The sequence below is a fragment of the Sporolactobacillus sp. KGMB 08714 genome, assembly GCF_036598985.1.
Taxonomy (GTDB): Bacteria; Bacillota; Bacilli; order Bacillales; family Sporolactobacillaceae; genus Sporolactobacillus.
This window is the reverse complement of record NZ_JAUUBW010000073.1, coordinates 101,988-122,978: the sequence shown is the minus strand read 5'-3', so window position 1 is coordinate 122,978 and position 20,991 is coordinate 101,988. Positions and strand designations below refer to the sequence as shown.

Annotated in this window: 17 protein-coding genes and 1 tRNA gene; 2 read left to right on the top strand and 16 right to left on the bottom strand. The window is 51.0% G+C overall.

Annotated elements, in window-relative coordinates:
- Positions 1-7: 7 nt before the first annotated feature.
- The 3 genes from Q6A92_RS19315 to Q6A92_RS19305 form a co-directional block, all read right to left on the bottom strand.
- Positions 8-1,033 carry a sugar-binding transcriptional regulator gene (locus Q6A92_RS19315; RefSeq protein WP_332239082.1) on the bottom strand — a complete coding sequence of 342 codons (1,026 nt, stop codon included), beginning with the start codon at positions 1,031-1,033 and terminating at the stop codon, positions 8-10.
- 424 nt (positions 1,034-1,457) lie between these two features.
- Positions 1,458-2,762, bottom strand: coding sequence for an RNA polymerase factor sigma-54 (gene rpoN / locus Q6A92_RS19310; protein WP_332239081.1), 1,305 nt, complete (start codon positions 2,760-2,762; stop codon positions 1,458-1,460).
- Between the two features lie 266 nt (positions 2,763-3,028).
- The gene (locus tag Q6A92_RS19305; protein ID WP_274398593.1) at positions 3,029-3,463 is read right to left on the bottom strand and encodes a CotD family spore coat protein; all 435 of its coding nucleotides are present in this window, start codon (positions 3,461-3,463) and stop codon (positions 3,029-3,031) included.
- 1,170 nt (positions 3,464-4,633) lie between these two features.
- Between Q6A92_RS19305 and Q6A92_RS19300 the strand changes: the two genes are divergently transcribed.
- Both Q6A92_RS19300 and clpP read left to right on the top strand, forming a co-directional pair.
- Positions 4,634-4,707, top strand: a tRNA-Arg gene (locus tag Q6A92_RS19300).
- 406 nt (positions 4,708-5,113) lie between these two features.
- Positions 5,114-5,698 (top strand): ATP-dependent Clp endopeptidase proteolytic subunit ClpP, encoded by a 585-nt coding sequence (gene clpP, locus Q6A92_RS19295; protein ID WP_274398591.1) that lies wholly within the window; start codon positions 5,114-5,116, stop codon positions 5,696-5,698.
- A gap of 68 nt (positions 5,699-5,766) precedes the next feature.
- On the opposite strand, the gene Q6A92_RS19290 is transcribed toward clpP, so the two are convergent.
- The 13 genes from Q6A92_RS19290 to uvrB all read right to left on the bottom strand — a co-directional run bounded on the left by Q6A92_RS19290 (position 5,767) and on the right by uvrB (position 20,878).
- Complete coding sequence (locus Q6A92_RS19290; protein WP_274398589.1) at positions 5,767-6,024, bottom strand: HPr family phosphocarrier protein; 258 nt, start codon at positions 6,022-6,024, stop codon at positions 5,767-5,769.
- Between the two features lie 59 nt (positions 6,025-6,083).
- Positions 6,084-7,019: a DNA-binding protein WhiA gene (gene whiA / locus Q6A92_RS19285; protein WP_274398587.1), complete on the bottom strand. Its 936-nt coding sequence runs from the start codon at positions 7,017-7,019 to the stop codon at positions 6,084-6,086.
- Between the two features lie 18 nt (positions 7,020-7,037).
- A complete protein-coding gene (locus tag Q6A92_RS19280) occupies positions 7,038-8,000 on the bottom strand; it encodes a gluconeogenesis factor YvcK family protein (RefSeq protein ID WP_274398585.1) in 963 nt (320 codons plus the stop codon).
- A 6-nt stretch (positions 8,001-8,006) separates the two neighbouring features.
- A complete protein-coding gene (gene rapZ, locus Q6A92_RS19275; RefSeq protein ID WP_274398584.1) occupies positions 8,007-8,873 on the bottom strand; it encodes an RNase adapter RapZ in 867 nt (288 codons plus the stop codon).
- A gap of 664 nt (positions 8,874-9,537) precedes the next feature.
- Positions 9,538-10,488 carry a thioredoxin-disulfide reductase gene (trxB, locus tag Q6A92_RS19270; RefSeq protein ID WP_274398583.1) on the bottom strand — a complete coding sequence of 317 codons (951 nt, stop codon included), beginning with the start codon at positions 10,486-10,488 and terminating at the stop codon, positions 9,538-9,540.
- Between the two features lie 128 nt (positions 10,489-10,616).
- On the bottom strand, positions 10,617-12,131 hold the full coding sequence (locus tag Q6A92_RS19265; protein WP_274398581.1) for a tetratricopeptide repeat protein: 1,515 nt from the start codon (positions 12,129-12,131) through the stop codon (positions 10,617-10,619).
- Between the two features lie 235 nt (positions 12,132-12,366).
- A complete protein-coding gene (locus Q6A92_RS19260) occupies positions 12,367-12,900 on the bottom strand; it encodes a DoxX family protein (RefSeq protein ID WP_332239080.1) in 534 nt (177 codons plus the stop codon).
- 302 nt (positions 12,901-13,202) lie between these two features.
- Positions 13,203-14,009: a prolipoprotein diacylglyceryl transferase gene (gene lgt, locus Q6A92_RS19255; RefSeq protein ID WP_332239079.1), complete on the bottom strand. Its 807-nt coding sequence runs from the start codon at positions 14,007-14,009 to the stop codon at positions 13,203-13,205.
- A gap of 38 nt (positions 14,010-14,047) precedes the next feature.
- The gene (gene hprK, locus Q6A92_RS19250; RefSeq protein ID WP_274398575.1) at positions 14,048-14,968 is read right to left on the bottom strand and encodes an HPr(Ser) kinase/phosphatase; all 921 of its coding nucleotides are present in this window, start codon (positions 14,966-14,968) and stop codon (positions 14,048-14,050) included.
- Positions 14,969-15,286: 318 nt separating this feature from the next.
- On the bottom strand, positions 15,287-15,664 hold the full coding sequence (locus Q6A92_RS19245; RefSeq protein ID WP_332239078.1) for a phage holin family protein: 378 nt from the start codon (positions 15,662-15,664) through the stop codon (positions 15,287-15,289).
- A 6-nt stretch (positions 15,665-15,670) separates the two neighbouring features.
- Positions 15,671-15,865, bottom strand: coding sequence for a PspC domain-containing protein (locus Q6A92_RS19240; RefSeq protein WP_274398573.1), 195 nt, complete (start codon positions 15,863-15,865; stop codon positions 15,671-15,673).
- Positions 15,866-16,017: 152 nt separating this feature from the next.
- Positions 16,018-18,900 carry an excinuclease ABC subunit UvrA gene (gene uvrA, locus Q6A92_RS19235; RefSeq protein ID WP_332239077.1) on the bottom strand — a complete coding sequence of 961 codons (2,883 nt, stop codon included), beginning with the start codon at positions 18,898-18,900 and terminating at the stop codon, positions 16,018-16,020.
- A gap of 7 nt (positions 18,901-18,907) precedes the next feature.
- Entirely contained in the window at positions 18,908-20,878 is a 1,971-nt protein-coding gene (gene uvrB / locus Q6A92_RS19230) for an excinuclease ABC subunit UvrB (protein WP_274398570.1), read from the bottom strand.
- Positions 20,879-20,991 lie beyond the last annotated feature (113 nt).

Sequence of the window (20,991 nt, the reverse complement as noted above, 5' to 3'; positions counted from 1 at the left end):
AAATGGTTTAAAAATTTTTTAAAATCTCTTGTGCAGCCCCTTCATCCGTAATCAGTACGGAGTCAGGGCCTTTCTTGAAGTAAGCCTTGATTGCCTCAGCCTTAGACTTCCCCCCGGCCACAGCAATAACTGCCCGGGCGCCAAAAAGATCTTCCCACTGCAGTCCGATCGTCTGGACTTTATGGATGACGCGGCCGGTTCGATCAAAGAAATAGCCGAATGCCTCGGCCACAGCATGTTCCGTGTCGAGCCGCGTAAGGAGCTCTTCGCCGGCATGACGGCGAAGAGCGATCGTTTTTGCGCTGCCTATGCCATGAACGACAATCGTCGCACTATGGACGAGCTGCAAAACTTCATGAATACTGGGCTCTTCAATCAGACTGTGATAGGATTCATCACTGAGCTGATCCGGAACGTGGAGCAGATGATAGCGGCCTTCAGCCTTTTCGGCCATCTTAGCACAGATCGTATTCGCCTGATTTTCGACCTTAACGCCCAGGCCGCCTCTCGCCGACACAAACAGCAAATCCTGATGTGCCTTCTTCAGCGGATGCATCATTTCCGCGACGGCCGCAAGCGTTGACCCTCCGGTAACCGCAATGATGTCCTTTGCGCCGAGAGAGCGCTCGATTTCCCGGACGCAGGCCAAACCCAATTCATTCTTGACCAGCGCGTATTGATCGCTGTCGCCGGAAACAACAACTGCCTTGGATACGCCGAGTACGTCTTCCAACTTTTTTTCCATATCCTTCAGTCCGAAGATATCCTTCATCACCTTTTCCAGTGACTTAACAATAGCCTCTCCATCATTCGTCAAATACATGCCGCTTGAAGCCATATGGATGAGTCCTTGCTGACTGAGAAAAGTAACTTCGCCGCGCAGAACGCGCTCCGTCATCCCAAGGCGGGAAGACAGGCTGCGTCTGCCGATAGGCTGTAGGATATGCAGTGAATGAAGAATACGGTAGCGGCCGGACATTATGTCTAAGACATCAGGGATGAGCTTTTTCTGAAGATCAAGCAAGCGTTCCACAGCATTCCCCTCAATCGACCCTGGACGGTCGTGAAATGTCCCACATAGTCATTTTATGTCCCATCTGCTCCATGATCATAATAACAACTTTCAATTATGTTTACAAGTAAAAACATGTAAAACTTTTGTGTGATCTTTTTAATGACGCAAAAATGTCACAAATAGCAAGAAAGCTGTTACTAAGCCAAATTGCAGGGAATTTAACTATCTGTTAATTTTGAAGATACCTCTTTTTCACTATCTTCCGGCCTGTTTCAAACCTCTCGGACGCGTCCGTCATTCAATTTAAGTATTCCCCGGATAAGCTGCATTAAAACACTGAAAATGTCGTATTTATGCCGGTTATTGTTTTTTTTAAGGGACACTGTTTGTCCCAAATAGTCTGTCCGGCCTCCACGGTTTGCTTACGCTCCCCGGAAATTTATTATTTAGATAGCCTCCGCTCGACGGTTGAACCGATTCCGCAGGCCCGGCGATACTTAGTGACGGCACGGCGGGAACAGCGGAGTCCCTCCTCGGCAAGCAGTCCGGCCAGGCGCTGGTCGGAAAGAGGATTTCTTCTGTTTTCCCGTTCAATCAAGTACCTGATTCGGGACTGAATGTGAAAAACCGACGCGCCGCCCCGATCTGTTTTGATACCTCTGACAAAAAAATTCTTCAGCGGAAAAAGCCCGTACGGAGTCTGGACGTACTTGTTTGCAACGGCACGGCTGACCGTCGATTCGTGAACGGACAGCCTCTCCGCCGCCGTTTTCATAGTAAAAGGCTGCAGATGCTCTTTTTCTCCGGTCATAAAATAGCGTTTTTGCCTTTCGGCCATCATTTCGGCCAGCATCATAATCGTCTGTTTTCTTTTGGAAACACCGGCCAGCAGCCAAGTCGCCTCTTCAATTTTTTCATGGAGATACCGTTTTGTTTCGCTGTCCGATGTTTTCAGATATTGCTCGTAATCCTGGCGGTCAACAGATACCTTTGGAAGAAAGCGATCCTCAAGTTCGCACACGATCCTTCCGTCATGTACGCCGATCGTCACGTCGGGCACCACATAATGAGGCCGGTCGGCCTGAATCGCGCTCACGGGAACCGGAGACAGCGATCGGATCGCCGCCACCGCGTCAAGAACCGCCTTTTCCGTTGTTCCGAGCATGTCGGCAAGCTCCGCCCAATCCCCGGTCAAAAAACGATCGCAGTAATCGGAAAGGATTAACTCGGCAAGCGGCAGACGCGGCGCCTTTTTCTTCAGCTGGAGCAAAAGGCATTCGGCAAGCGAGCGCGCGCCGACTCCGGCCGGTTCAAGCGACTGGACCTGCGCCAGCGCTTTTTCGATTGCCGCAGAATCCAGGCCGAAACGGCCGAGCAGATTCTCAGGATCTTCGTCCAGATAGCCGTTATCGTTCAGGCAGTCAATCAGAACATCCGCTGCGGCCATAACTTTTTTATTCAGCCGAAGCTGGTGGAGATCCCGATGGAGCAGTTCGCGAAAATCGCTCGTTCCGGCCACCGTTTCCTCGATGACTTCCGTCGTACTCTTGACCCCGTCTCCGGCCGTATAGGGGCGGTCGGTCCGGAAATCGGAATCTTCAACGTGCAAAAGAGGGTTTTCGAGCGCTTTTTCATGAATGTACTGGGAAAGTTCTTCATTGTTAAACTGCAGCAGCGTCACCGACTGATACAATGCCGGCGCCATCTTCAGTTTCAGTGACTGTTTTTGAACCAGTGCCAGACCCATTCCGCTCACCTCTCTATTTTTATTATACCAATGAGTCGGAAAAGCGGCTACGGTTTCATTTGAAAAATGAACATCCGGCCATGCCGGCAAAGCCTGCCGGCTGGCAAACAAACCTCCGGGAGGCTCCGTTGTGTCGGGCATGGAGCGCCGGGTGGCCGAACAGGCTGCAGGACATGGCACCTTTTGTCGGTATATCACCTGCTTAATTTTTACATTTTTTTAAAAATAAAAGAGGCCTTCCGTTTTAACACGGAAAGCCCGGAAGATCAGCAATGCGGTTTTGGAAAACAAGGCCTGCCGCACTGCACATCATAATGGCACTCGTCGCACGTCTGGGAAAGCGTGTGCGGATAATAATGCTGATGTTCATAGATGTAATGGGTCATGATCCGTGTATGTGTCGGATGGATATGCTGAACGATCACCGGTTTATAAACATGTTCAACGTTCACACTCGCGGGATCATAGAATGAACCGCCCTGCTTCGGCGGGCAGTGAAGTTCGTTTGACGGACACGCTGCGGGCAAAGCGGTCGGTTTCGCGCCGTAGCCGTACGGACCGATCATACTCTTAGCCCCTTTCACGTGTCCCGCCGCAGCCAGAGGGTTGGCGACAGGCAGGTTCGCTTCCGGCTTAATCTCCGGCATTTTCGCATAAGGATTGGCCGGCATTGGTTTAATTGGAAAAGGTGAAACCTCCATAATTTTTGTTCCTCCTCATCATTATAAAGTACACTAATAACCTATGTGCTGGGGATTAGCCTCGCCCTAATGAGAACACCTAATTTTCCCGGCCCTGCGGAAATTGGGCAGCTTATGAAAACCGGCCGATCCGGAATGCCGGCAATTATTAAATATATCTCTTTATCTCTTTAACCGGCTCATTTTCCTGCTGTGCCGTCAAATGATGACCGATTCTTCCTGACCGTCAGTTTCGCAAAAGATGAAGAGCGTTTCCGCGATCCGTAAACTGCTGCCGCGGTCGGTAAAACGGGTATACCCGTGAAGATCGATTAAGCGCCGGCGACGACCGATAAACCGCTAAACTCCCTGCCACAGTTGAATTCGGTGCGCCTTTTCTCTAGTTCGGTGCGCCTGTACCCGGATTCGGTGCGGCCGTTCCTGCTCGGTGCGACTTCCCGGCGTTTTGGTGCGGCTTTCCTCTATTTCGGTGCGTTTGTAGCCGGATTCGGTGCGACCTAAACTCGATTCGGTGCGGCCGTTCCTGTTCGGTGCGGCTTCCCAGCGTTTTGGCGCGGCTTTTCTCTAATTCGGTGCGCCTATAGCCGGATTCGGTGCGGCCTAGATCCGATTCGGTGCGATTTCCCGGCGTTTCGGTGCGGCTTTCTAACGATTCGGTGCGACGGCCGATAAACCGGACACACCAGTGGGTCAAAACCGACCACAGCTGATCCATCAATCAATCTTTCTGTCCTGATTATTTGCACTTAATGACTCCAGTTTGTTTTCTGCCGGTTCTTTGACCGCTATTGTTGATATTTTGCGTTCCAATGATGATATGCCGGCGTTTCCCGGCGATTTTAGTCACGCTTCACAGAAATACACGGCCGGCTGAAGAAAACGATCGAGCGATTCCGCCATGTTAATGCCTGTCCGTGCAAAATATCCCACCTTCTTCGGAGAAATAAACGGCCGATCATATGAACACTTGGAAGAATAAACCGGCTTCCGTGCAAGCGAACGCTTTTGTAAGAATCGATGGTGTTTTGCGCCGCGGCCTGACTGGTTACATGAGTTGAGGAGATACCCATTTTATAAAAAATCAATCTGATTCAAAAATGGGCCTTGCAAAATGGAAGTTAATCGCTTAGAATAGATAAATGTCAGTGAATAAAATTTTTTTACAGATGTGCGCTCGTAGCTCAGGTGGATAGAGCAATGGTTTCCGGTACCATGTGTCGGGGGTTCGAATCCTCTCGAGCGCATCATATAAACAAGAAGCAAAAGGGCTTAGCCTGTGATGGCTGAAGCTCTTTTGTTTTTCTTCTGTTTATCCAGTCTCTTCCATTTTTATCATGAAGGATCAATGATTTTCCCGGTGGGACTATTTGTTCCCTGAACAGAGCGACTTCAGAGCGTTTCGGCGCAATGGATCGTTAACTGGAGACAGCCGGCCCTCCTTTCGAGCCGACGAACGGCCGGTGCGGCATTGCCCGCGGGGGCAAGAACGGTTCCCGGCTTTCTGATGAGCTGAAAATGCATGAAGAAGAGGCGGCCCCTGCAGGAATTTTTTCCAGGCAATAAAATTTGACCTATATTGACCTTTAGTATATGATTAATTTTGGTAATATGAAAGTCATCTTATTCCAAGTGAAAAGGGGGTTTCGTTCAATGCCTTTAATACCGACAGTCATTGAACAGACAAACCGCGGTGAACGTGCTTACGACATTTATTCACGCCTTTTAAAGGACCGGATCATCATGCTGGGCACGGCCATTGACGACAACGTAGCCAACGCCGTCGTCGCCCAGCTGCTCTTCCTCGCCGCAGAAGATTCAGAAAAAGATATCTCAGTTTATATCAACAGTCCCGGCGGATCCATTACTGCCGGCATGGCGATTTACGATACGATGCAGTATATCAAGCCTAAAGTGTCGACCATCTGCATCGGCATGGCCGCCTCCATGGGCAGCTTCCTGCTGACCGCCGGAGAAATCGGCAAACGCTATGCTCTTCCGAACAGCGAAATCATGATTCACCAGCCGCTCGGCGGAATGCAGGGACAAGCTTCCGACATGGAAATTCACGCGAAACGGATTCTTAAGATTCGCGAGAAATTGAACCACATCTATGCGGAAAGAACCGGTCAGCCGTATGATATTATTTCGCGTGATACCGATCGCGACAATTTCATGTCCGCTGAAGAGGCTAAAAAATACGGCCTGATTGATGAAATTCTGACGTCGTCAAAATAAAGCGTCCGGATTTGAGCATTTTTAAGAGGACAAAAACTCCGTTTTCCATGTCGAAAACGGAGTTTTTTTCAACGATTATTTTCAATAAACGACGCCAGTTTCGCAACCGCTTCCTGCTCGTCGGGACCATCTGCCCTGATAACGACCACTTCCCCGAATGCAGGCGCGATGCTCATGACACCCATAATGCTTTTTACGTTGACTACTTTGCCGTCGTTTTCCAGTGTCACATGAGAATGAAAGCGGTTAGCCTCCTGGACAAACAAAGCGGCGGGGCGAGCCTGAAGCCCCTCCTTCAACTGCACGGTCACTGTCTTTTCTAGCAACTGATTTTCCCTCCCTTTCGATATGGCATCTGCGACGCCTCTTCTGTGCGTCAATTATTTTATTGCCGGCTTTTCCGGATATTGCTGGCAATCGCGTTGATTTTTCGAAAGCGGTGATTGATTCCCGATTTGCTGATCGGCTCGCCATTGACTAGTTCGCCAAGTTCTTTCAAAGTAACATCGGGATGCTTCAGTCTGAGTTCGGCAATCTCTCTTAGTTTGTCCGGAAGTTCTTCGAGGCCTACACTCTTTTCAATCAGACGGATGTTTTCTACTTGTTTGATTGCGGCACTGACCGTCTTGTTCAGATTCGCCGTCTCACAGTTGACGAGCCGGTTCACCGAGTTGCGCATGTCCTTGACAATGCGTATATCTTCAAAATAGAACAGAGCCTTGTTCGCTCCGATGATGCTGAGAAAATCGGTGATTTTTTCTCCTTCTTTCATGTAGATAATAAAACCGTTTTTTCTGGCAAGCATCTTTACATTCAGATCGAACGTATTCATCAGTTTCGCTAAAGAACGCGTATGTTCCTCATAATTCGAGAAAATCTCAAGATGATAGGAAGACTCCGGGTGATTGAGCGAGCCTCCGGCAAGGAAGGCTCCGCGAAGATAGGATCTCAGACAGCATTTCTTCCCGACAAGTTCCGGAGCGATCTCCCGCGTAAACTGGCCGCTGTCGTCAATAATTTTCAGATCCCGCAGAAACGGCCCGGCCGATTCCTTCAGTCGGACAATATAAACATTATTTTTTTTCAGCCGCATTTTCCGCCGGACAAGAATTTCAATCCGGTAATTGTACACCTGCTTAATCAGCCTGTAAATACGCCGGGAGATCGCCGCGTTTTCCGTCGCAATGTCGAGCTCGACATGCTTGTTCCGAATCGATACAAATCCATTCATCCGGGTCAGCGCAGCCAGTTCCGCCCGTGCGCAGCAATCGTCAACCTCCAGCATAGTCAGCTCTTTCTTCGTATCCGCGGCAAAAGACATGGCAAGACCTCCCGACTTTCACACTTTTTTCTCGGAAAACAGCGTCATCAGCAGACTGGCGATTGCCGCCTCATTGTGGCGGATAACGCCTTCCGCTGTCTTAATCAGGGGCGCGCTGATGACATTAATGCCTTCTGCCTCGAGTTTTTCTCTGTCTACAGAAACCGGTTCAGCATCTTCGGCGGCATAACGCTTCAGGATATCCGGTGCAATCGGTTTATTGTTGACAATGATCGTATCGATAAACGGCTTCCCGACATGCCGGTTCATGACAGCAACATGGTCGGACGCGGAAAAACCGTCCGTTTCCCCTTTCTGGGTCATCACATTACAGACATAGACTTTCCGTGCGCCCGATCGGCAGATCTCGGCAGCAAGCCCGGGTACCAGCAGGTTCGGCACAACGCTCGTATAGAGGCTCCCCGGTCCGAGAGTAATCATATCCGCCTCACGTATCGCTTTCACACTCTCAGGCAAAGGCCGGATATCGTCCGGTTTCAGAAAGACGCGCTTGATTTTCTTATTCACCTGGGGAATGCGTGATTCTCCTTCAACAATGCTTCCGTCATTCATCACCGCGCCGAGAACGATGCTTTGATCGGCAGCGGGAAGCACCTCTCCGTGAACATTGAGAATATGACTCATTTCACGGACGCCCTTGACAAAATCGCCGGTAATCGACGTGAGGGCGGCAATCAGCAGATTGCCCAAAGAGTGCCCGTTCAGGCCGCTGTCGGTCCTGAAGCGGTGCTGAAGCAGCTTTTCGAACACCGGTTCAATATCGGATAATGAAACAAGCACGTTGCGGATATCTCCAGGAGGCGGGATCTGCAGCTCGTTCCTGAGCATGCCGCTGCTTCCGCCGTCATCAGCCACGGTAACAATCGCTGTAATATCGACGGGGTACTTCTTCAGACCGCGGAGCACTGCCGGCAGTCCGGTTCCGCCGCCGATCGCGACAACTTTTTTTCGATTGGCCATTTTTATTTATTTCCCTTTCTCAATGTCCCGGTGCGATACACTGGTCGGATAATTTTCAGACAGTTTTTGACTGATCCACTCGGCAAGAGCGACAGAACGATGCTTTCCTCCCGTACACCCGATCGCAATCACGAGCTGCCCCTTTCCTTCACGTTTATATTGCGGCAGCATGAAGATAAGGAGATCCATCAGTTTTCCAAGAAACTGATGCGTTTCCGTCCATTTCAGGACGTACTCGGAAACATCGGGATCCAGTCCGGTTTTTGCGCGCATGTGCTGTATATAGTAAGGATTGGGCAAAAAACGCACATCAAAAACGAGATCGGCGTCAATCGGAAGCCCGTACTTAAAACCGAAGGACAGCAGATTCACACGGAACGTCTCGCTCTCGCCGCCGAACTCGCTGATAATCCGATCACGCAGCTGGCGCGGGCTCATATCCGTCGTATCAATATAATACTGAGCAAGCCCCTTCACTTCTTCAAGCTTTTTCCGTTCCAGCTGGATGCCCTCGATCGGGCGTCCCTTTTGCGAGAGAGGATGTGAGCGGCGGGTTTCTTTGTATCTCCGAACAAGCGTCTGATCCTTTGCATCCAGAAACAGTATTTTAGGTCTGATTTTTTCGGCTTTGCTAAAGGCATCAAGCGAGGAAAAAAGTGAATCGAAAAATTCCCTGCCGCGTAAATCCATCACCAATGCCACTTTATTCAATTTGTCCGAATCGGAGTCTTCAATCAGATCGATGAACTTAGGCATCAGGGTCGGCGGAAGATTATCAATACAGAAATAGCCCAGGTCCTCAAAAATACGGGTCGCCACCGTTTTTCCGGCACCCGACATTCCGGTAATAATCACCACTTGAATGTCTTTCATCTTTCATCCGTCCCGTCAACAGTAAATTCATTGAAAAAGCGTATCGTGATTCGGTTCGCGAAACAGGCGGTTCCCGAAGATGAAACGCTTTTCTTACAGTATACTCGAAAATTCGGGGTTCAGAAAGTGAGAAAGTGTCCCGCCGGACCGGACGGCGCGTGCCGGTGCCGGAAGCTATGCCGTTTGAACACCGTGAAAGAAGCCTGTCCGGGCTTTTATGAATTTTTTCGCACAAAGAAAAAGCAGCGAGGCCTTATTTTTCTTATGCTTACTAAAAGTAAAAAAAGAAAATTTTTAAGAAGGTCCGGATAAAAGGCCGAACATCGGCGCCGCGTCCTGCGGCCTGTCCATCACAAGGCCGGGAGCGGCTTCGCAGGGAAGGTTCCGGCTTACGCTAAAGGCACGGCTTTTCTAATGCTCAATTCCGCCCGCCTTTTCGTATCCCCTTTTTTTACACAAAAAAAGCGACACGCAATGATTGCCGTGTCCCTTGATATTATATATTAAAAGGGGGTCAATTCCTATTTTATATTAATCCTTTTACGTTTCAGAACGATTACATATAGATTAAAGAGCGATGAAAAGATTGATCCCGCCCGTCAAAACGTGTCTCATATACATCAGGGCAGGCAGCCGGACCGCCCGGCTCATTTTCCGGGACTGTTCAGCCTACCGCCGAAACATCCTTCATCTTTTCCACATATTTCTGCGCGTTGTCTGCCGCAATGCTGCCGTCTCCTGTCGCCGTGACAATCTGGCGAAGTTCTTTCTGGCGGACATCCCCGGCTGCATAAATACCCGGAATACTCGTCTCCATCTTTTCATTGGTCACGATATAGCCTTTCTCATCGGTGATGCCGAGATTCTCGACTGCCTTTGTCAGGGGATCCATGCCGACATAGATAAAGACACCGTCTACCGGGAAGTCGGAATCCTCACCGGTCTTTTTATTGTGAAGCGTCAGGCTGGAAACTTTTCCGTCTTTTCCATTAACTTTTGTGCAGACCGTGTCCCAGATAAAGTCGATTTTCTCATTATTAAACGCACGATTCTGCAGGATCTTCTGTGCGCGCAGCTGATCGCGGCGATGGATGATCGTTACCCGTGATGCAAAGCGGGTCAGATAGGTCCCCTCTTCAACCGCAGAATCGCCGCCGCCGATCACAGCCAGCTTCTTTTCTTTGAAGAAAGCTCCGTCACAGACCGCGCAATAGGAAACGCCGCGGCCGGCGAACTCTTTCTCTCCGGGAACGCCCATTTTGCGGTACTCCGCACCCGTCGTGATGATCACGGTCACCGCTTTGTACTCCTTATTGCCGCAAACGACGGTTTTGTAATCTTTCCCGTTCTTAATTTCTTTTATATCTCCATATGCATACTCGGCACCGAATTTCTTGGCATGTTCGAACATTTTATTTGAAAGATCGGGCCCGAGAATGGATTCAAACCCCGGATAGTTTTCAACGGCTTCGGTGTTCGCCATCTGACCGCCGGGGATCCCCCTTTCGATCATCAATGTCGACATATTGGAACGGGCGGCATAAACAGCGGCCGTCATGCCGGCAGGACCTGCCCCTGCGATAATCACATCATAGACCTTTTCCTCTTCAGACATTTCGATCCCGTCCTTTCTCATCTTAATCGATCACTACATATTAATATTATCTTCTGCCTGTTTGATAATTCCATGCTAAAGAATATAGGAAACAAAGTCCAGAATATTGCTCACCGGTGCGGGCCGTCTTACAGCCAGGTCATGCCGTCTTCCCACTGCTTGTCCAGAGCCGCCGCCAGTTCGCCGACATGTTTGCGCAGCCGGTACACAGTCGTACCGAGCTCCCTGGCAATTTCCTTCTGTGAGGTGCGCCCCCCAAATTCCTTTTTCCATAAATACAGCAGGGCCGCCGACCATCCGCTGCAGTCCATATCCCCGGACGGGCCAATCACCGAGTCGACCACCGACCAGAAACTGTACAGTTCCGGATTTTTCAGAGCCTCTTTTTCCCCGCCGACCCGGGCTTCCACCTGGCGCATAATCTGAAGCCGCATGTCCGTTTTTTCCGCACGGCGTTCCTCAAGCAGCCTCCGGGCAATCCCCTTAACGACAAAATCCGTTCCTCTGCCGGCAACCTCCTCAAGCGTCGTTTCATCGCCGATGCCCGCAAGATAGAACAGGGAAAAAAGCTGATAGGCACGATTTCCTTCCCAGACCTCTTTTCTAATCAGATCATGCACCATAAAATTTTTCTGTGCGTCCGGTTCGAATATCATGCTCTGAATTTTACTGTATTTGAACGGATGAAAGGGTTTGCCGCTGAAGTAATCCACCTGGCGCCAACTGCGTTCGGCCAGTTTCTGATCTCCGGTATGATAGGCGGCCAGCGCCATCCAGAAATAGAAAACCTGGTCGCAGCGCGCGCCCTTTCGTTCGGCGATTTTCAACCAGCGGCAGGCCTTCTCGTAATCTCCGACATAAAGATACGTCGAACCCAGTTTGCCGCAGTGTTCCGGAAGCAGCGGATAAAGACGGTCAAGGCGTTGCATAATGACGGCCAAATCGTCACTGTCGTCCAGCTGATAGAAGAAGGTCGCCAGATTGCACAATGCGTGAATATTGCCGGGATCTCTTTCCAGCACCCATTCGGCCGTTTTCAGCGCCTTAACGGTCGCCCCTATCGAAAAATAGGCGATCGCCAGATTGTTCTGTGCAGCAAGAAAATTCGGTTCATCTTCAATGACTTTTTTAAAAAAAACGATTGCTTCCTCGAAGTGCCCGCGCTCAAGCGCGAGCCGGCCTTTTTCATGAATGCTGATATAAGCCGCTGCCCCGGTGTCCGTGTCCTCCACTTCTTCCGAAAGCATCCGGTACAATTCCAGTGCCTCATGTCTGAATACACCGTCCGGCTCCATCGCCAGATAAGTGCTGACCTCATCCAGCGCTTCCTGAAAATCCCCAAGGTAAGCATAGTTGTTCGCTAAAAAGAAATAACAGTCCGTTAATTTATCATCAAGTTCATAAACCACTTTTTTCAACAGGCTGATCGATGTTTCGTACTCTTCCATTTCGGAAAGGATGGCCGCCTGCTGGCAAAGATATTCCACTTCGTCCGGTTTAAACATAAGCGCACGATTGAGATACTTGCTTGCACGTTCCAGATCGCCCTTCTGATAGCAGACCATTCCCCTTTGGTAGAAAAACTCGCCGTCATGATGAAATGAAATGACATGCGCTTTTTTCTGTCGGCTCTTCTCTTTCATCAGTTTTTGATCCCCCGTAAACCGCCGTTATGATACTAGCAATAGTATAGCATATTTAAAATAGCCGAGGGCAAAATCCTTGGGAGGGGGCGGGGAGAAGTGCAGCCGCAGCCGGCTGTCTCTATAACGAAAAACGGCCTTCTTCCCCGGCGTTCCGGAAGAAGGTCGCTGATGTGTACTGTTCCTTGCGATACGCAGCAGTTTGGCGGAATGAATCAATCACTCATTATTTTTGTTAAGACGCTGCCTTTGTATCCATATCTGTCGGTTCCGGTTTATGGAACCAGCCGCTTACTGTTCTGCGGATCCACGGAATAACCCAGTAGTCAACGCCCAGTTTACCTGCGTTGAAACCCGCGAAAACAATAAACATACCGATCAGAATATCAAGAGGGTTACTCGAAACGGTTCCGGCAAAAAGATAGGTGAAATTCATGAGCAGCGCGAAAAACGCGGCAGCCGTTGTCAGTGTCCCAAGAATCAGTCCCAATCCGATCAGCAGCTCGCCCCACTTTACGAGGAAGCTGAAAAAATCTGCTCCCGGGAGTGCTGCGTGACTCAGAAACGCATTAAACGGAGCATAGAGCACGTTTCCCGCCGATCCGGTCACCGGATGGGCGACCGCATTCTTCAAGTAGCCGGCCGCACTGAACGGCGGCGTGCCGAATACTTTTTCTACTCCGGCGGTAAACCATGACCAGCCGAGCCAGAGACGTAAAATGAGGAGAATGACTGAAGACGTTTTGCTCGTGCGCAACCAATTCACCATTTTCTTTTCCCCCCTTGCTGGAATGAATGCGCTTACATTAGGGAAAGCACCAACAGGTGTCTTTTTATCACCCACTTACTTTATACAATTCTTGACCGCAGGATAATGTGACATTAATCACATATTGCTGCCATTTTCCGTCCAAATGCTCTGATGTTCAAAGTTTGTTAACCTGCAGATATGATACAAATGAGTTCGGCCCTGAGAGTTTTGATCATTAGCAGAACGAAGCAAAAGAGCGGCCGGCCGACGTATGAATAAAACCCGGCAGGCCGTTCTTTATATCAGTCCCGCAGCCAATCTCAGTCCAAATAGTGCGGACGCTTTTCTTTTCTGAGCCTCCAATAGAGAATCAGACCTGCCCCTACAACAATCAGTATCCAGGCGAGCCATTGAGAGACACGCAGCGGCCCCAGCATCAGACTGTCCGTGCGCAGCCCCTCAATATAGCTTCTGCCAATGGCGTACCAGATAACGTAGGACATAAACAGTTCGCCGCGCTGAAGATTCGCTCGTCTTAAAATAAGAAGAAGGACAAATCCGATAAAATCCCAGACCGATTCATAGAGAAAAGTCGGTATGTAGTAAGTGCCGTTGATATACATTTGATTAATAATAAAAGTCGGCAGATGCATGTTTTCCAGTACGGTACGGGTGGTCGGCCCGCCGTGGGCTTCCTGATTCATAAAATTGCCCCAGCGTCCGATCGCCTGGCCGAGAATGACACTCGGCGCCGCGATATCGGCCACTTTCCAGAAGGACAGCCCGCGCACCGCGCAGAAAACGATCGCTGCCGCAACACCGCCGATCAGCGACCCGTATACAGCGATTCCCCCGTTCCAGATGGCAATGATTTCGATCGGATGCTGCGCATAGTATGACCATTCGAAGGCCACGTAATAAATGCGCGCACAGATGATCGCAATCGGTGCTGCGACTAATATCAGATCAATAAACGTATTTTCAGGAAGCCCGCGCTTTTTTCCTTCTCTCATGGCCAGAAGCAGCCCGAGCAGCGCGCCCACCGCGATAATAATGCCGTACCAGTAGATATGGACCGGCCCCAGCTGTACAGCGACCCGGTTTAAGGGTTCAATTGTCTGTCCCATCTCTTTTTTCACCCCGGAGTTATATGTTCATCACTGTTCTAGCGTTCATGCAGCGTATCATTTAACCGATCCGAAAATTGCTGGGCCGCATGGTAGCCCATGTTTTTCAGCCGATAGTTCATCGCTGCAACTTCGATGATAACGGCCAGATTTCGGCCGGGACGGACCGGCAGCACGAGCCTCGGCACTTCCGTGTCAATCAGCTTGATTTTTTCTTCGTCCAGCCCGAGCCGGTCGTATACTTTGTCCTGATCCCAGAGCTCAAGATGAATAACAAGAGAAACCCGTTTATAGTTGCGGACCGCCCCTGCACCGAACAATGTCATGACGTTAATAATGCCGAGGCCGCGTATCTCCAGAAGATGCTGGATCAGCTCCGGAGCGCTTCCGACCAGCTCGGACTCCCCCTCCTGACGAATCTCGACGGAATCATCGGCAACAAGCCGGTGCCCGCGTTTCACAAGCTCCAACGCCGTTTCGCTTTTCCCGACGCCGCTTTCGCCGGTAATCAGCACCCCGACGCCGTAGACATCCACAAGGACGCCGTGAACGGCCGTCATCGGCGCCAGCCGGGATTCCAGATAATTAGTAATCATGCTGCTCAGCCGCGTTGTCTTCATCTTCGACTGCAGAATCGGAACATTCCGTTTGTTCGACGAAGTGATAAATTCCTGAGGCACTTCGATACCGCGCGAGATGACAATACACGGCGTCTGCGATGTACAGATCTGAGACGTACGCTTGTAACGTTCATCCACACTCAGTTCGTTAAAAAAAGAAAGCTCGGTCCGTCCGAGCAGCTGCAGACGGCGCCTCGGATAGTAAGTAAAGTAGCCGGCAATCTCAAGACCTGGCCGCGAGATATCACTGACAATAATCTCGCGTTCGATCCCTTTTTCGCCGCTTACCAGTTTAAGATCAAAATGTTCAATCAGTTCACTGACGCGCACTTTATTCATAAGCGATATCTGCTGCCGGACCCCATTGGGCCCGCTTCTTTCTTCATCGTGCACCTGAGCGGCATTCGTAAACTCCGGCCAGGCCGGCCTGCACTCCGAAAGCGTAAATTCCGCCGCAGCAAAAGCGTACATACCGGCGAGAAAATTTTTTTACCCTCCTTCGCTGTCTCCGATTGCGCCTGGCTGCCCGGCCCGGCGTTCCCGCAGGTTTTCCGTCTGTTCCCGCTCATCGTCGTTTTCCGATGCGAAATGAGCCGCTGCGATGTGAAAATATAATTTTACCCTGCCTTATACACAGCAAAGCTCCTCCTGCAATGCTTACTTACGCCGGAGCGGTTTGATAATAAAAGTTTGAATGATCAGCTGACAGACAGCCATGATGATGGCCACGATCAGCGCGCTTCCGAATCCGTCGATCTGAAAACCGGGCCCAATGATGGCCGATGTCAGATAAAGCATCAGCGCATTGATGATGAAAATAAAAAAGCCCAGCGTCAGAACCGTGGCCGGGAGTGAAAAAAGAATCAGCACCGGACGCACAAAGGCGTTCAGGAAGGAAAGAATGACGCTCGCCGCAAACGCAGTACCGATACCCGAAATGTGAACCATCGTATGCAGATAGCCTGCCAGCGTCATTAAGATAATCATATTGATGATAATATTGAGCAAAGTATTGGCAAACCACTTGTTCAACAAACGCATTCACACTTTCTGTTCCGGAATGATGAAATAGGCCAGAAAATAGCCGATGAGACAAGGAAAAACAGCCGTCGCCAAAGCCAGAATGAGAAAAGCGATCCGGATCACCGTCGGATCAATATTAAAATATTCACCGATGCCGCCGAGAACACCTCCGACAATCCGATTACTTTCCGAGCGAAACAGCCTCTTATGCATAGCACTTTCCTCCTGTCGCTTTCCGCCGTAATTTAACTATAACCTCTCGGAATACAGAATAACAAGCGGAATCTAATGATTTCAAAAAAAGATTCACATTCCCGGAGCAATCGGCCGATTTTTGTTTCGGGCGGAGCGGGCGAGGCGCTTTTTCAGCGCGCCTTCTCGGCCGTGCGCTCCGGTTTACCGGCACGGTCGTCCATCCGTTTCCGATCCCTTTCCAGAACCGGCTTTAAATACCTGCCTGTATACGATTCCGGAATTTCAGCCACTTGTTCCGGTGTGCCGGAGGCTACGACCATGCCTCCGCCGTCGCCGCCTTCGGGTCCGAGATCGATTAGGTAATCCGCGGATTTTATCACATCAAGATTGTGCTCGATGATCAAAACGGTGTCGCCGCTGTTGACCAGTTCCTGAAGAACGGCAAGCAGCCGGGCTATATCGTCGGTATGGAGCCCGGTCGTCGGCTCATCCAGAATATAGAGTGCGCGCCCCTTCGTCCGCCTGTAGAGCTGGGACGCCAGTTTGACCCGCTGCGCCTCGCCGCCGGACAGCGTTGTTGCCGGCTGGCCGAGACGGATATAGCCGAGACCGACTGCAAAAAGCGGCTCCAGCCGACGTTTGATCCTCGGCACATTTTTGAAGAACTCCAGTCCTTCTTCCACGGTCATGTCAAGTACATCGGCGATTGTTTTTCCTTTATAGGTTACGTCAAGCGTCTCGCGATTATAACGTTTGCCGTGGCAGACTTCGCAAGGTACATAAACATCGGGCAGAAAGTGCATCTCAATCTTGATAATCCCGTCTCCGGTACATGCTTCGCAGCGCCCGCCTTTTATGTTGAAGCTGAAACGGCCTTTTTTATAACCTCTTACTTTCGCCTCGTTCGTGGCGGCGAACACCTCGCGGATCATATCAAATACACCCGTGTAGGTTGCCGGGTTGGAACGCGGCGTGCGGCCGATCGGCGTCTGATCAATCTGGATGACCCGGTCAAGCTCCTTGATCCCCCGGATCCGCTTAAATTCGCCGGGCGCTTCCCGGCGGCCGTTCAGCTTCTGGGCAAGCGCCTTAAACAAAACCTCGTTGACAAGGGTGCTTTTTCCGGAGCCGGAAACCCCGGTGACAACGGTCATGACGCCGAGCGGAAAACTGACGGTAATATTCTTCAGATTATTGGCACCGGCACCTTCAACTTTGATCGCCCGTTTTGTGACTTTTCTCCGTTTCCGCGGAATGGGAATAAATTTCTTCCCGGAAAGGTACTGCCCGGTCAGCGAATGCTCATTCTCCATGATCTCTTTCGGCGAACCCTGCGCCGTAATCTGCCCGCCGTGTTCCCCAGCGCCCGGACCAACGTCAATAATGTAATCCGATGCGAGCATCGTATCTTCGTCATGTTCGACAATGATCAGCGTATTGCCGAGATCACGCATATTGAGCAGCGTCCGGATCAGCCGGTCATTGTCGCGCTGATGCAGGCCGATCGACGGCTCATCCAGGATATAAAGCACCCCCATCAGCTGTGAACCGATCTGCGTCGCCAGACGGATGCGCTGCGCTTCGCCGCCCGAGAGCGTCCCGGCGGCACGGCTCAATGTCAGGTAATCCAGCCCGACATCGATCAGGAACTGAGTGCGCTGTTTAATCTCGCGCAGAACCAGGCGGGCGATCGACTGCTCCTTCGCAGTCAGATTCAGTGAATCAAAAAATTTTAATGATTCTCTGATCGGAAGTTCCGTCACCTCGCCGATGTGCTTGCCTCCGATTTTCACGGCCAGCGCTTCCGGGCGGAGACGATAGCCGTGGCAGGACGGGCAGGCTTTCTGCGTCATGTACTCCGACATTAGTTCACGGGTAAAATCGGAGGCCGTCTCCCGATAGCGGCGGGCGATATTCGGAATGACCCCTTCAAAATACATGTCCTTATCACGAACGTCGCCGAACTCGTTCTCATAATGAAAATGGATGCGCTCCATCCCTGCTCCATAAAGAATGATCTTCCATTGATCTTTGGGAAGATCGCGGACCGGCACATTCATATCGATCCCGAAATGGGAACAGGCGGCCCGCAGCAGCTGAGGATAGTACTGCGAGCTCGTCGGTTCCCACGCCGCGATGGCGCCGTCCGACAGCGACTTGTCCGGATCCGGTATCACCAGATCCGGATCCACTTCCATTCTTGAGCCGAGGCCGTCACAGTCGGGACAAGCCCCGAATGGACTGTTAAACGAAAACAGTCTCGGCTCCATCTCGCCGATGGAAAAGCCGCAGTACGGACAGGAATGCTGTTCGGAAAAAAGCAGCTCTTCTCCGCCGATGATATCGACGACAACCCGGCCGCCCGATAACCCGGTCGCCGCTTCGAGCGAATCGGACAGCCGCCCTTCGATCCCCGGTTTGAGAATGATCCGGTCAATCACGACGTCGACGTTGTGCTTTTTATTTTTTTCCAGTTTTATTTCATCAGCTACTTCACGCATCTCGCCGTCCACACGGACGCGGACATACCCTTTTTTCTTAATCTCCTCGAAGACTTTGGCCTGGGTCCCCTTCCTTCCGGATACAATCGGCGCCAGAATCTGCAGTTTCGTCCGTTCCGGATAAGCGAGCACCCGGTCCGCCATCTGTTCAATTGTCTGCGAGGTAATCTCAATCCCGTGATTCGGGCAGAACGGGTGGCCGACGCGTGCGAACAGCAGGCGCAGATAATCATAAATCTCGGTGACCGTTCCGACCGTCGACCGGGGATTATGGCTGGTTGTCTTCTGATCAATCGAAATGGCCGGCGACAGCCCTTCAATTGCGTCGACATCCGGCTTATTCGTCTGGCCAAGGAACTGGCGGGCGTATGCGGACAGCGATTCCACATAGCGCCGCTGCCCTTCGGCATAGATCGTGTCGAAGGCGAGCGAGGACTTCCCGGAACCGGACAGGCCGGTAATGACGACCATCTTATCCCGCGGGATCGTCACATTGACATTTTTCAGATTGTGTTCGCGTGCGCCCTTAACAACAATATTTTCCAACACCATAGGCCCGTTATCCCTCCGCCTTCAGTTCGTAGATAATATCCCTCAGTTCGGCAGCTCGCTCGAAGTCGAGTGTTTTTGCCGCTTTTTTCATTTCCTGTTCCATGCTGACGATTGTTTTCTTACGCTCGGACTTCGTCAGTTTCCGTTTTTTCTTCTTTCCGCTGCCGTTGCCGCTCTCCACGGAATAGGTTGCCTGGATCAGTTCCGGTATCGCCTTTTTGATGGTTTGAGGAGTAATGTGGTGAACTTGGTTAAACGCCGCCTGAATTTTGCGCCGGCGCGCGGTTTCATCCATTGCCGTCCGCATCGAATCGGTGATGCGGTCCGCATAGAGGATCACCTTGCCTTCCGCATTGCGCGCCGCACGTCCGATCGTCTGAATCAGCGAGCGTTCGGACCTCAGGAAACCCTCCTTGTCCGCATCCAGTATCGCAACCAGCGAAACCTCAGGAATATCCAGGCCCTCTCTAAGCAGGTTGATGCCGACCAGTACATCGAATTCGCCGCGGCGCAGGTCGCGGATGATTTCGATCCGATCCAGTGTCTTGACTTCCGAATGCAGATAGCGTACCTTGACACCCATTCCTTTCAGATAATCGGTCAGATTTTCGGCCATCTTCTTCGTCAGCGTTGTGACCAGCACACGCTCCCCATGTTTCACACGAAGATTGATCTCATCAAGCAGGTCGTCGATCTGCCCCTTGATCGGCCGCACTTCGACTTTCGGGTCCAGCAGCCCGGTCGGACGGATAATCTGCTCAATCGGTTTTCCCGAGTGCTCCAGTTCGTAGTCGGCCGGCGTTGCCGAGACATAGACGATCTGGTTCACCTTCTCCTCAAACTCCTCGAATTTTAACGGACGGTTGTCCTTGGCCGAGGGCAGGCGGAATCCATGCTCCACAAGCACATTTTTCCGTGCTTGATCGCCATTGTACATCGCCCTGACCTGAGGCAGCGTGGCATGGGATTCATCCACCATAATCAGAAAGTCTTCCGGAAAATAATCCATCAGCGTATAAGGTGCTTCGCCTGCTTTTCTAAACGTCAGATGACGGGAATAGTTTTCGATGCCGGAACAGAATCCGACTTCCTCCATCATCTCCAGATCATAGCGTGTCCGCTGCTCAAGGCGCTGTGCTTCCAGCAGTTTTCCGTTGTCGCGCAGCTCCTTCAGTCTTTCCTCCAGTTCATCCTGAATATTCGTAATGGCGCGTTTCATTTTCTCCTGTCCCGTAACAAAGTGGGACGCAGGGTAGATGGCGACATGTTCCCGCTCGCCGACAATTTCCCCCGTCACCGGATCCATCTCGGTCAGGCGCTCGATTTCATCGCCGAAAAATTCAACGCGGATACAGTGATCGTCCCGCGAGGCCGGAAAAATTTCGACAACGTCCCCATGCACCCGGAACGTTCCGCGGCTGAAATTGATGTCATTGCGCGTGTACTGGATATTGACCAGTTCGCGCAGCATCGCGTCGCGGTCTTTTTCCATCCCGGGCCTCAGCGAAACAACAAGCGAACTGTATTCTTCAGGAGAACCCAGCCCGTAAATGCACGAAACGCTCGCTACGATAATGACATCGCGTCTTTCGAACAGAGAGCTGGTAGCCGAGTGCCGCAGTTTATCGATTTCGTCATTAATGCTTGAATCCTTTTCTATATAGGTATCCGTCTGCGGAATATACGCTTCCGGCTGATAGTAATCGTAATAGCTGACAAAATACTCGACCGCATTATTCGGAAAAAAATCTTTAAACTCGCTGTAAAGCTGGCCGGCAAGCGTCTTATTGTGGGCGATGACCAGCGTCGGCTTCTTGACCTCGGCAATCACATTGGACATGGTAAACGTCTTGCCTGTTCCGGTTGCTCCGAGCAGAGTCTGATGCTTTTTCCCGTGCCTGATTCCTTCCACCAGCTCGCGAATCGCCGCGGGCTGATCTCCCTGCGGTTTGTAATCTGATACAAGCTGAAAATCCATTCGTCTGCCCTCCAATTGGCATGAATCGTTACTCAAAGTATACCACAGGACACTTTATAAAAGGCAAATGATACGAACAGATATTCTAAAATTATTTTCATAGACAAATAAAA